This is a genomic window from Lysinibacillus sp. NPDC056185 (assembly GCF_047737915.1).
In the GTDB taxonomy this organism is placed as follows: domain Bacteria; phylum Bacillota; class Bacilli; order Bacillales_A; family Planococcaceae; genus Lysinibacillus.
In genome coordinates this window covers 1-12,577 of record NZ_JBLLLQ010000047.1, presented here as the reverse complement: position 1 = coordinate 12,577, position 12,577 = coordinate 1, and the positions used below count along the sequence as shown (strand labels likewise).

General features: G+C 37.4%; 9 protein-coding genes and 1 pseudogene. 6 read left to right on the top strand and 4 right to left on the bottom strand.

Annotated features, from left to right (window positions below):
* Position 1 precedes the first annotated feature (1 nt).
* Positions 2–958, bottom strand: coding sequence for an MBL fold metallo-hydrolase (locus ACMZ42_RS25165; protein ID WP_415733164.1), 957 nt, complete (start codon positions 956–958; stop codon positions 2–4).
* A 417-nt stretch (positions 959–1,375) separates the two neighbouring features.
* On the opposite strand from ACMZ42_RS25165, the gene ACMZ42_RS25160 reads away from it, so the two are divergent.
* Positions 1,376–1,837, top strand: coding sequence for a VOC family protein (locus ACMZ42_RS25160; RefSeq protein WP_370080147.1), 462 nt, complete (start codon positions 1,376–1,378; stop codon positions 1,835–1,837).
* An 85-nt stretch (positions 1,838–1,922) separates the two neighbouring features.
* On the opposite strand, the gene ACMZ42_RS25155 is transcribed toward ACMZ42_RS25160, so the two are convergent.
* Entirely contained in the window at positions 1,923–3,176 is a 1,254-nt protein-coding gene (locus tag ACMZ42_RS25155; protein ID WP_415733163.1) for a nucleoside permease, read from the bottom strand.
* 1,092 nt (positions 3,177–4,268) lie between these two features.
* Here ACMZ42_RS25155 and ACMZ42_RS25150 point away from each other — a divergent pair.
* The 5 genes from ACMZ42_RS25150 to ACMZ42_RS25130 all read left to right on the top strand — a co-directional run bounded on the left by ACMZ42_RS25150 (position 4,269) and on the right by ACMZ42_RS25130 (position 9,107).
* Positions 4,269–4,613, top strand: a complete 345-nt coding sequence (locus tag ACMZ42_RS25150; RefSeq protein ID WP_370080143.1) for an ArsR/SmtB family transcription factor — start codon at positions 4,269–4,271, stop codon at positions 4,611–4,613.
* Between the two features lie 29 nt (positions 4,614–4,642).
* The gene (locus ACMZ42_RS25145; RefSeq protein ID WP_370080141.1) at positions 4,643–5,155 is read left to right on the top strand and encodes an SRPBCC domain-containing protein; all 513 of its coding nucleotides are present in this window, start codon (positions 4,643–4,645) and stop codon (positions 5,153–5,155) included.
* 57 nt (positions 5,156–5,212) lie between these two features.
* The gene (locus ACMZ42_RS25140; RefSeq protein WP_415733162.1) at positions 5,213–5,593 is read left to right on the top strand and encodes a VOC family protein; all 381 of its coding nucleotides are present in this window, start codon (positions 5,213–5,215) and stop codon (positions 5,591–5,593) included.
* A 154-nt stretch (positions 5,594–5,747) separates the two neighbouring features.
* Complete coding sequence (locus tag ACMZ42_RS25135) at positions 5,748–6,257, top strand: MepB family protein (RefSeq protein ID WP_415733161.1); 510 nt, start codon at positions 5,748–5,750, stop codon at positions 6,255–6,257.
* A gap of 774 nt (positions 6,258–7,031) precedes the next feature.
* Positions 7,032–9,107 carry a serine hydrolase domain-containing protein gene (locus ACMZ42_RS25130; RefSeq protein WP_415733160.1) on the top strand — a complete coding sequence of 692 codons (2,076 nt, stop codon included), beginning with the start codon at positions 7,032–7,034 and terminating at the stop codon, positions 9,105–9,107.
* Between the two features lie 812 nt (positions 9,108–9,919).
* On the opposite strand, the gene ACMZ42_RS25125 is transcribed toward ACMZ42_RS25130, so the two are convergent.
* Entirely contained in the window at positions 9,920–11,347 is a 1,428-nt protein-coding gene (locus tag ACMZ42_RS25125) for a serine hydrolase domain-containing protein (RefSeq protein ID WP_415733159.1), read from the bottom strand.
* A gap of 78 nt (positions 11,348–11,425) precedes the next feature.
* Positions 11,426–12,447 (bottom strand): annotated as a pseudogene (locus tag ACMZ42_RS25120) (IS256 family transposase); the annotation flags it as partial.
* Positions 12,448–12,577: the final 130 nt, after the last annotated feature.

Below are 12,577 nucleotides of genomic sequence, written 5' to 3'. Positions count from 1 at the left end.
TTTAATTTTGGGAATTCTTTTTCTCTAAGTAATCCAGAATCCCCATTGACGAAACAATAGTATCGAATGGGATTGTTTGATAAACCGGATGATTTTCTGCGATGCCATTTTCCTGTAAATAGTTGTACAAAAGAGCCTTTAAGCGGGTATCTAAAAATTGTACTTGTTCTTTAAAATCACTAGATACCAATAACGCTTTTTTCCCTTCAGCTAGAAATAATGGTGTCCAGTAGCGTACTTGTCTGTAAGCTTCAGTTGGATTTTTATAAGCACCGAAATGGCCGAAATACAATTCTGTAGCATTTAACTTTTCATAAAGTTGGATAGATTGCTCCATTGTATCTGGGTCATACTGATTCGGTGAAGTGGAGGGAATAATTAAATCAATTGATTCGCTCTCCATTTCTGGATAACGTACACCAGTTGTATCTCCAACAAACAATCCATTCGTAGCAGAATAAAGCATTGAAACATGATGCTTTGCATGACCTTCTGTATGATAAAACGTTAGCTGATGTTGACCTAAAGATAGTACTTCCTCATGTCCAATCTCTATAATGCGGTCAGCATCGATAGGGACAATCGGATCAAAAAGACGATCGAACTCCGCCCCGTAAACACTCTTTGCACTGGCAATTAGACGACTAGGATCCACCATATGAGATACACCTCGTGGATGTACAACGAATTTGGCATTTGGACAGCTTTGTAAAAACAAGCCTGCACCGCCAGCATGGTCTAAATGGATATGTGTAACAATTACATATTGAATATCCTCTAGATCAATATGTAATTCATCTAAACCTTCTATTATATATGGCATAGAAGGACTAGCAGAAGTCTCGATTAATGTAATTTTTTCATCGATAAGCAAATAAGAGCTTGTACGCTGTTCACGATTTAAATCATGTGTATCAATACAATAAAAATTTGGTGCAAGTTGTTGGACTCTCCCCATTAAAAAAAACCCCCTTGGTTTCTGAAATGCGCTAAAATTTCTCTGATATTCATTTTTTATCTACAAAAAGTAGTAGTTGTACTTTATGATAATAGAAAAACATACTGAGTGTCTATTCATTTATTAGAGGGAAATATGAATGGAGAAAAAGTTACACTAGTGTGTGCTAATTGATGGACCGTTGATATTTTCAAAGGGCAAAAGCTATAGTTGTTGTCGCAATTGATACATCTACAGCTGGTATTTAATTTGGTTACTAAGAAACAATCTAGTAAATTGCTATACCGATTTTGAGAAGGAGCTAGGATGAAATTAAATTAATGGAAATTATTAATGTTTCAGACAAAAGGTTGATGTAAATGGTTTGTGCTTTAATATACTATTTCATAAATAGTGATGAAATAGGAGAATATTGACATGATAAAAGGTTTATACGAAGCACATTTACTAGTTAGTAATTTAGAAAACTCAATTGTATTTTATAAAAAATTAGGGTTGGAACTAGCCTATAAAAAAGGAAAAGTTGCTTTCTTTTGGATCGTTAAAGGAGAAAGCTGGTTAGGTTTATGGGAAAATGATAGTGTTCATGTAAACTACCATCCATCGATCCGACATTTGGCGTTTAAAATTGAAGAAGAAGATCTTGATCATGTAAAAGAGTGGTTGTCTTCAATTGGCATTGAAGTTCGAACTGAATTTGGCCTTGCTTCCGAACATCAACCTTTAGTACTGTCAAATATTCCACATGCACATGCTGCAATTTACTTTTCAGATCCAGATGGTAATTCATTAGAATTAATTACACCGCTGAGACTAGATGATGTTGAGAGTTTTAATGAGATGTCTCTTGAAGAGTGGAGAAAACGTCAATCCATCTAACCTAACCATTCATGAGGACAAACTTTAAAAGTACAGTAAAAGAGCCATCACCAAAGGTAAGGCTCTTTCTGAATTTCCTTTTAAATCACTGTTTCACAGTGTTTTTCATTGCACTGCTGTCATGATTATATTTAAAAATTATTGCAAAAATGATTGCCAAAACGAGGGTATACGCTCCAAAGAACAACCAAATATATTGCCAATTCCTGACTCCATCAACTGTAAAATAATCAACTACTTTTCCACTAATAACAGCTCCTAAATAGGCGCCTATGCCATTGACCATTGTACTAAATAATCCTTGAGCACTACCACGAATGCGGTGGTCGACTTCTTTTTCCATAAAAATGGCTCCCGAAATATTAAAGAAATCAAAGGCGCAGCCGTAAACAATCATTGATAATAATAATAGGAAAAATCCTCCGCCAACAGGGCTCCCATACCCAAAGAAAACAAAACGTAATGTCCATCCCACCATACTGATCAGTATTACTTTTTTAATGCCATACTTACCTAAGAAAAATGGAATGGTCAGAATAAAGAATACCTCTGAAATTTGTGACACTGATAATAAAATAGCTGGATATTTTACCGCAAAGCTATTTTTATAATCAGGGTTCAAGGCAAAGTCGTGTAAAAATGGATCACCAAATGTATTAGTAATTTGAAGCGCAACACCTAATAGCATTGCAAAAATTAAAAACAACGCCATTTTTTTATCTTTAAAAAGAACAAAAGCGTCTAGTCCCAAAAGGCTTACCAACGACTTGTCCTTAATTGCATTAGAAGGTGGGCAGGCAGGAAGAGAAATTGTATATAGTGCAAGTAGCAACGAAGAGCCGCTAGCTATAAATAGCTGAATATTACTTAATTCAATTTTGGCAAGACTAATAATCCACATCGCAAGAATAAAACCAATTGTCCCATAGACACGAATAGGTGGGAAGTCCTTTACAACATCAAATCCTTTATTTTCCAAGTAATAATAAGAAATTGTATTCGATAATGCAAGTGTTGGCATATAAACGATTGAGTTAAAGAGCATTACCCAGAACATCATTGTAGGATCTGAAATTTCAGCAGCGGTAAATAAGGTAATGGCACCGAGGAAATGTAATATTCCGTATAACACATTTGCTTTTACCCACCGATCTGCAATAATACCGATTAAACTTGGCATAATAATGGCTGCAAGACCGTTAGAACTATACACGATTCCAACTTGCGCGCCAGTAAAATTCAACGTATTGATCATATAAGAGCCAAATGTAACAAGCCAAGATCCCCAAATAAAAAACTGTAGAAAAATCATTATTTTAAGCCGTAATTTTATATTCATTTTTTTCCTCCTATAGAAGGTGATGGAGTTTTTTTTCTTTGTGATGTTCTGAGCTAATGCTGCCATTGTGTATTTATTTGAAGCAGTAAGAGAAGTTGCTGTTTTAGACTTTAGAACATACCTACAGCATTTGCTCCTAATGTCAGATTCATACGAACTTTATTGGAGTTTCTTATGTTGATTCTTGAATTGTTTTGTGTAAATTGCGGCAATGTATACGATTTTTACGAAGATGCCAAAAACGTGGAGAGATACTGTAAGAAGGATATTAATTTTACTGAACAATGTATCATCTGTATATGTCGATTCTAGAACGTAATTGTAGACTAGCTCTTGAATTTTCTAATGTGCAATCTAGTTGCTAAATAATATAATTATTAAGTGACGTAAAAACTTAAAGTTTAGGAGTAGGTACAATGTTTATTATGGCAATATTGGTTACTTTAATTTTCGGCAGTTTTTCTTACATGTTGTTGAAGTTTCCTGAAGATTTCTTAAAAATGAGTTCCTTTTCAGATAAATTTACTGAGAAACCATTTTTAAAAAAGTTCGTAAAGTTTACGGGCTGGTGGTTTTTAATACTTGTGATAGGTATATGGATTATAGCATTCATCTCTTTATTTGAATGAAATTATAAGAAGTAGTTGAAAATCACGGCTGATCGTAATATTAAGCTATAAGATACAGCTCAGAATTATTTGAAAATGAGGATGTCATAATAATTCATAGGTGGGGGAAAATAAGGGATAACGTTTCTATACATATCTTTTCCAAAGCTTAATTATAGTGTTTGGAAAACAGTTTTTAAAATGCTTAAAGAAAATGGTACTGCAGCTTTTAAAAAGCGTAGAGCATAAGTCATCAATTTTTTTACTTCGTATATAGTAATGTTAGAAATAGACAAGCGTATGAAGCTTTTAAGTACAACTTAGAGTGAGAAACAATACTTTGGTTCAAATGATAAAGATACATTTCAATATTCCTTGACGGGAATATTCCGATTGAGTTATATTTGTGACTAACAGGATCATAAAACCTGTGCTGAGGTAGATGATAATTTACCGGCGACCATCATTTTACGAGGTGAGTGACATGTCAGGGAAAGTTCCAGGAGTAAACATAACGATGTTGAGCGCTTTGTCTGAACCAAATCGTTTGAATATCGTCGAACTCCTGCGCCAGGGTCCTCTAACTGTGGGTGAGATTGCCGACCAACTGGGATTGAGGCAGCCTCAAACTTCAAAGCATTTAAAAGTACTTAGCGACAACGGGATCGTGGAAGTGCAGGCTGAAGCTAACCGTCGAATCTACAAGCTACGGCCCGAGCCATTCCAAGCGCTGGATTCTTGGGTACAGTCCTTCCAGAGTGTAATGCAAGAAAGATTCGATAATTTAGATGAATATTTGAAGGAATTGCAGAAAAAAGAAAAATCATAAAACCATTTCATCATCAAGGAGGAATTACAATGTCAAACAATTCAATGGTATCAAGAGTAGAAAACGATCGTGTACTTATACTGGAGCGCGTTTTCGATGCCCCACGAGATTTATTATTCGAGATGTTTAAAGAGCCAGAACATCTGAAACGTTGGTGGGGACCGAGAGGATGGGAAATTCCAGTGTGCACAGTTGATTTCCGTCCGGGAGGCGTTTGGCACTACTGTATGAAGTGCGTCGATGAAAATTTAGGTGACTTTTTTGGAATGGAAGCGTGGGGAAAAGGGGTTTATAAGGAGATAATTGAGCCTGAGAGAATCAGCTATATAGATTATTTTTCGGATGCTGAAGGTAATTCGGATGACTCCATGCCGTCGACCGAGATTACATTGGAATTCGTTGATTTGGGAGGAAAGACTAAGCTGATAAACCGTGCTGAATATGTATCTGAAGAGGCTCTTAAGACTGTTATGGATATGGGCATGCTACAGGGCATCACAGAAACTTGGGACCGTTTGAATGAGCATGTGCAGTCGCTGTAGTAATAGAAAAGTTTTTTAGGTAAGAAAATCAGACATTTTATGGGAGTGTAAAAAGCAATGATTAATAAAGTCGGTCAAATCATGTTGTATGTTAATAACCAAAATGAAGCAAAAGAGTTTTGGACAGAAAAAGTAGGATTTAGTGTAATTTCAGAGGAAGATAACGGCCAAGGAATGAAATGGATCGAAATTGCTCCAACTAAAGATTCTGAGACAAGTATTATTCTCCACAATAAGGAATTAATTGCTAAAATGCAACCTGAAATGAATCTTGGTACACCTTCATTGATGTTCTTCTCGGAAGATATCGATAAATTATATAATGACTTATTAAACAAAAACGTTATTGTCGGAGAAATCGTAAATATGCCTTCAGGTAGGGTGTTTAACTTTGCGGATAATGAAAACAATTACTTTGCAGTAATGGAAGCAAAATAATTTTTTAATCAATTCATGAGTGCGGTGCTTGAATAAAAGCATCGCATTTTACTATGTTGGTCGATTTATAATAGAGCTTTTTAATGAACAATTACGGTGACAATTCCGCAGATGATATAATGGTATATCTTAGAATAAGATAAGGAGTAAAACTATGAACAAATTTAATAAGACGTTAGCATATGTAAATGAATTACTTTATGAACCTAATAATTTAACTATAAAAAACATCCGAGAAGAAACTCAAAATTCAGATTATGGAGCTGGGATATTTCAGTTAAATTCTAAATCGGTTAGATTTAGAGTCGCAAAAATAACACCTACTAAGATAGGGCAGTTTGTTTCCTTTTGGGAAAAGAATGAAACTAATAAAAACCAGGCATTCTCATTTGATAATGCCACTGATTTATTGGTAATAAATACTTTTAATGATAATGGTGAATTTGGCCAGTTCGTTTTTCCAAAAGAGATTCTTTTACAACAAAACATCCTTAGAACCTCTAGTACAAAGGGGAAAATGGCAATCAGAGTATATCCTAAATGGGATACTCCCACTAGCAAACAAGCGATAGCAACACAAAAGTGGCAATTACCATATTTTATAAATTTGGACGATAATAATAGTTTAGCAATACATGAACTATTAAAATTATACACTAACTAAAATTGATATCTTTAAGTTTGTCATTCAAATATTTACTACACACATTGAGGAAAGAAACTATAAAAGGGTCACTGAGTTGAAAGTGACCCCTAGTAACAAATGAGGGAGGATGTGGCGGTCAACCAACGCCACAACCTAATAAGTGCGTGCGATACACTCAACATTAATTTGTGCAAATTGAGGTTACCTATACAATAAAAAAGCCGTAGTGTCGTCTCACACTACAGCTAAGAATTGGTTTATGTCCTTTTATAGGTTCGCATTAACAAAATCAAAGATGAATTGTTTATGGTTTAAAATCCAACAGGTAAGATATTTGGTGACAGCGAACAGGAACAGGAAGTACTTTTCTGGTTGCTAGAGGGCATCGTTTTGGTTGGGTTGCGTATTTCGAGCCAGACGGTAAGCTATGGCGAGTTAAAACCGGTACATTTACTGGTGCTGAAGCAGCCAAAGCAGGATCTAATAAAATAAAAACAGCTAAACTTGCGCAAGTTGCAAATGTTGTAGCTGCATAATAGGAGATGACCAGCAAAGCTAATTTAGCCGAGCTGGTCTTTTTAATTTACTTAGTCATAATCAACCATAAGTCTTAAGCCCGATATGCTATCAGTCTATCACTGTATTTACGAGTAAATAAAACTTTGATATTCTATTTATGGAAAATACTTCTTGGAGAAGGGGGATCAAGGTGTTAAAGTAGACAAAAAAATTTTATTTGTAGGGGCATGTTTTAGGAAGTGTATATCTAGAAATCAAGGAGGCGATTCTTTTATGAAAAATAAACTATCTGCGGTGTTAGCCGCTACATTAGCGTTAACGATGAGCCTACCAACAGGGGCTATGGCGCTTTCTAGCAGTCAGGCTACGGTTGTAGCTAGCCAAGAAGTAGCTAGTCAAGAACTAAAAAAGATTGCGGCAGAGAAGGCTACTTTACTCACGGAATCCTATGAAACGACTAGCGTGCAGTATGCGCTAATTGATAATGGTAAACTAATTTTGTCGGGTCAGACAGGCAAGAACGATATGAAAGGGAAACAGCCGCTGACCAAAGATACCCTATACGGGATTGGTTCAGTCAGTAAAATGTATGCAACGGCGGCTGTGATGAAATTGGTCGACGAAGGAAAAGTCGATTTGGATACTCCTGTTGTCCACTATGTTCCTGATTTCAAGATGAAAGACGAGCGTTACAAAAGCATTACGCCACGTATGCTGTTGAACCACTCCTCCGGCTTGCAAGGTAGTACGCTTAGTAATTCATTTTTATTTAATGATAATGATACCTATGCCCATGATAACTTGTTGCAGCAATTGTCCAGCCAGCAATTGAAGGCGAATCCTGGCGCGTTCTCGGTATACTGCAACGACGGCTTTACACTTGCCGAGATTATGGTGGAAAGAGTCAGCGGTATGAGCTTTACCGAATTTATACATCAACGGTTTACAAAACCCTTAAAGCTAAATCATACGAAAACGCCACAGGACAAATGGGAAGACGATAAGCGAGCTGGACTTTATTTTCCAACGTTCCAAGGGCAGCTTCCTACTGAATCGGTGAATGTAATTGGTACGGGAGGGATCTCTTCCACAGCAGAAGATATGGTACGATTCTCACAAATATTTATGGGACAGGATAAAGGAATTCTCTCTGATAAGGCAGTCAAGGCGATGGAGCATGAGGAATATAAAAAAGGAATGTGGCCAGGGGATGGTGATAATATTGTCAACTATGGTCTTGGCTGGGATAGTGTGAAACTATATCCATTCAGTGAATATGGGATAAAGGGCTTGGCTAAAGGCGGCGATACTGGACTGCAACATGCTTCACTGGTCGTACTTCCTGAACAGAAGATGGCAGTGGCTGTGTTGTCATCCGGCGGTAGCAGCACTACAAATCAACTGATGGCGACTGAATTACTGCTCACTGCGCTTAAAGAGAAGGGCACAATTAAGGATATCAAGCCGAACAAATCCTTTGACAAACCGGTCAAGGCCAAGATGCCTCAAGACGTAGCGAAGAAAGCGGGTTTTTATGGCAATAGTTTCAGTCAATTCAAAATAGATATTACGAGGAATGGAGAATTGATCTTACCATCTAATCCAGAAGAAAAATATGTATATACTGCGAATGGAAGCTTTATTAATGCGGAAGGTACCTCCAAGTTCAATTTCGTCACAGAGAAGAATAGACGAACATATTTGAAGGAGAGCACATTTATATCGATGCCAGGCTTAGGGCAAGTAGTGATTACTCAATATGTAGCCGAGAAACTAGAAGACAATGTGCTATCGAAGGAAACCACTGCCGCATGGGCAAAGCGGGAAGGCGTCAAGTTCTATCTTGTGAACGAGAAATTTAGTTCTATGCAATATTTAATGATGCCTACCCAACAAATTAATAGCAAGGAAGGCATGGAGGGCTATTGGGAAAGCAGAAAAATTACAGGCCCTAACACGGCGATGCATCAGCTCCAAATACCTGTGATGGGTGGCCGTGATACGTCGGAAGCCCGTTTCTTTACAGAAGGCGGCGATGAATATATGGAGATGTCCGGATCTTTATACGTAAGTGAATCCAACGTAAAACCGCTGGATGTAAGCCAATCATCCAAATTTACGCTGCAAGCAAATGGGCATGCGAAATGGTTTACGATCCCGCAAGAGGTAGCAGGGAAAACGATGACCGTGGCGTTGCCATCAAAGAGTTCGTTCGCTGTGTATGATGAGAAGGGAGTATGCGTCAACTTTACCGTTGTGAGCGGCAATAACAAAATAAAACTGCCGAAAAGCGGAACGGTTGTATTTGCTGGCGCGCCGAACTCGGAATTTGCAATCACGTTGAACTAACTATAATTCAAAGTACAGAGAATCCAGAAGAAATAAATGCAGATAAAGTTGATGAATAATATTTTAACAACAACTGGACCAAGATAGCTAAATGCCATCTTGGTCCAGTTAAGAAATCTACCCCTCCACATTTTCGGGCGCAACCTCCATGCATTTTCCGCTCTACATCCCGAGTAGGCGGTCAAAGGCTCTTTTCACTTGACGGTCTACTCGAGATGTGGAACACTCCAAAAATGGACGTTGCGCAACACAAAAAATTAACTTGAGTGTGTCTACAATCTTGACGTAGATCCACATCTTCCTTAAAATGGTAGGCGGAACTGCCGATACTAATTTCTATGAATTTCAAAAGTATACATATTCATCAAGCTTTCTATCTTTGGGGAATATTTTATTTGGAGTAGGTTTACTTGCAATGCTATTTTCTTGGTATAAAAAGCAAGAAGATTAGCTACTATATCTCTGTATAATTAATACATAACTTATTGAAATAACGTTCCCAAATGGAAGTTTGGAAACACACCAAAAAGGCACGAATGTTGTTAAATCAATGTTCGTGCCTTTTTACGAGTGTGCAGAAATAATAAAGTTGTTTAATTTACAATAAAGTCATTTAAAAAATAATATAGTTGTTTAAAAATCCTTATTCCGAACGAACAAGTTAGTGGAAGTAATAGTAATTAGGTTTGGCTGGGAAAATTGTCGATGATATTAAAAAAGACACCGAAGTGTCTTATGTTTTTCAAATTAAGCATACCGATAAATTGAAATTTAATTACTTAACATTATGCTTATCTTGGGAGCAAGGTATTTTATCGGTGAGTGTATACAAACCATGTAATGCTGGCTGTTAATAATGCTGACGAAATCAAAGCTGTAAGAACACTATATGTTCGCCAAATAAGTATCGTTGACCAATCTAAAGCACAGCACAGTATACCCAGGGCAATCGTAGCGATCAGGAAAATAATTGTTACGATTATTCTCTTTTTTGTCATTGGCTGCCGCTCATTCGTTTTCCTTCTGCGTAATCCTAAAAGAAATAACAAAACGGCCAATAGGCAAAGAATAATTGTGATAGACGACAAAGTGATATCCAAAAGCTGTGTGCCGCTTATTTCATATGACTGAGTTAGATTGCCGTCTAATATATCTTTAACTTTTAGTACCAGGTTTATATTGGTATTTGCACCGTTGCTCAGCAAGCAGACAGCTGTTCGTTCATTTAGTAGTATGGCTACTTTGGTTCTGAAATTTGGATTGCCCCCAGTGTGTTCTATAATCGTTTGGTCGGCGTTTACCGACCAACCTGCCGCATAATACATATCGTTGACAGCCGAAACAGACATATCACCCTTATGTGATTTTTCGATAACCGTGTGAAATATTTCGGGTATGTCTTGCACGATACCCATCTGTATGCCCATCCAACGCGCCATATCTTTTGTATTAGAAATGATGTAGCCTGCGGGTTTATTCCCAGCATAATCCGGAGCTTTAAATGGAGTTGTCATAAAAAAGGAAGAACGGTAGCCCTGCGCTAACTGTCCAGTGGCTTGAGCATCTTCTTTATAAACATACGTCTGGTGAAGACCTAATGGCTGAAATACCTGTTCCCTCATAAAGTCTTCATAGCTTTGTCGCGACACAATCTCAATAACCAAACCCAATACGTCATAATTAACAGTTCCATAGTTATACTGTTCACCGGGAGGGAACGCCAATTCAGCATCCACGAGCATTTCCACAGTCTTTTGCAACATATCCGGTGTATTGCCTTGAGGAATATTTTGAGTATGCCTAATATTTGTTAGGCCACTGGTATGGTGAAGAAAGTTATTTAGTGTAAGGCTTTGCATATCAACAGGTTTCCCTTGATACTTTAACGTAAACCAAGGTAAATATTTTTGGACAGGGTCAGTCATTGAGAGCAGCCCTTGCTCTTCCAACAGCATAATACCCATACCGGTAAAAGCTTTACTGACCGAGGCTAACTCATAGAGTGTATTTTCACTTGCAGACAACCCCTTTTCACGGTCTGCATACCCTGAAGAAAAGTAGAACACTTCATCATCAGCAAGTATTGAGATTGACATTCCCGGCACACCTGATATACGACGGGCATCATCTAGCAACGCTTGAATTGCCGCAGATTTCGAATCTGACAACGCATAACTTTGTGTTGCGAATCCTGAGAATAATATAAATATCGTTAATACAAAAACAATAATCTTATTCATAAACTCTCCTTTTTGAAAAATTAGGTACCGTCAATAATTTTGTGTAAATAAGTTTTTCCTTTTCTTGTAGACGCTCTTTTATTCTTTCGTTTTGAACAGATTTTCAAGTTCTGCTCGAGCTTTGTCAAAACCTATATGGTACCTGGTGGCGAACCGTTGATTATATTCTTCAAACTGTGAAACTAGAACGCGTTCTAACGATTCTTCGTTGGGGAATTCCTCCTTACGCTTGCTATATTTCTTGATTTGTTTATTGAATGATTCAATCAAGTTGGTGGAGTAAATACTACGCCAAATGGATTTTGGAAAGCTATAGAACGTGAGTATATAAGGATTGGCAGCTAACGGTTTTGTGACTTTGGGATAGAGTGTTTTCCACTTTTCAATGAAATCTTGGAGCGCTTTCTGTGCATTTTCCAAGTTATCTGCACGGTAAACCTTTTTGAAATCGTCACAGATTTTTTGGCGATCAGAAATTCGTACTTTATGAGAAATATTTCGTTGTAGGTGGACACAACACGTTTGGTATTTTGCATCTGGATAAATGGAGAGAATGGCATCTGCGATACCTTTTAACCATCTGATACAAATAATAAGATTTCTTCCGCACCACGGTCTTGAATGTCTGGAAGAACCTCTTTCCATACGCTCGCTGATTCAGTCGGTGCAATGGTATATCCTAGTACATCTTTTGAGCCATCTTCACGGATTCCAACGGCAATAAAAACAGCCTCTTTTGCGACTGTTTCTCGTTTTAAAGCAATATAGGTCGCATCTAAATAAACACACGCATACCGTGCAGAAAGGGGACGAACTTGAAACGCCTCAACTTGTTCAGACATCACCTTTGTGAGGTTCGAAATCGTTTGTGGTGTGTAATGGTGACCATACATCCGCTCGATGAGATCAGCAATTTCAGCGTTTGTCACGCCTTTTTGAAACATATGAATCACGAACGCTTCTAGTGTATTGTATCGTTTGAACGGCGATACGGTTTGTTGTTTAAATTCTCCATTACGATCTCGAGGGATGGCAAGTTGAAGATCACCAAACTCAGTATGTAGCATACGCGTATAGGAACCATTTCTAGAATTACCAGAGTACCTTTATAGTACCGGGAGGTGCTGCGTGTTTATATGCGTTATTTGAATACGGGCTTACGAATAAAGTGACGACTTTATTATCATTATACAATATTTATGTATAATGTATACTAAGTATATATTATAC

Excerpts from the sequence above, each read along its gene's own strand:
- ACMZ42_RS25130 (WP_415733160.1), top strand. The coding sequence starts at position 7,032 with ATGAAAAATAAACTATCTGCGGTGTTAGCCGCTACATTAGCGTTAACG.
- ACMZ42_RS25135 (WP_415733161.1), top strand. The coding sequence starts at position 5,748 with ATGAACAAATTTAATAAGACGTTAGCATATGTAAATGAATTACTTTAT.
- ACMZ42_RS25145 (WP_370080141.1), top strand. The coding sequence starts at position 4,643 with ATGTCAAACAATTCAATGGTATCAAGAGTAGAAAACGATCGTGTACTT.
- ACMZ42_RS25140 (WP_415733162.1), top strand. The coding sequence starts at position 5,213 with ATGATTAATAAAGTCGGTCAAATCATGTTGTATGTTAATAACCAAAAT.
- ACMZ42_RS25125 (WP_415733159.1), bottom strand. The coding sequence starts at position 11,347 with ATGAATAAGATTATTGTTTTTGTATTAACGATATTTATATTATTCTCA.
- ACMZ42_RS25155 (WP_415733163.1), bottom strand. The coding sequence starts at position 3,176 with ATGAATATAAAATTACGGCTTAAAATAATGATTTTTCTACAGTTTTTT.
- ACMZ42_RS25160 (WP_370080147.1), top strand. The coding sequence starts at position 1,376 with ATGATAAAAGGTTTATACGAAGCACATTTACTAGTTAGTAATTTAGAA.
- ACMZ42_RS25150 (WP_370080143.1), top strand. The coding sequence starts at position 4,269 with ATGTCAGGGAAAGTTCCAGGAGTAAACATAACGATGTTGAGCGCTTTG.
- ACMZ42_RS25165 (WP_415733164.1), bottom strand. The coding sequence starts at position 958 with ATGGGGAGAGTCCAACAACTTGCACCAAATTTTTATTGTATTGATACA.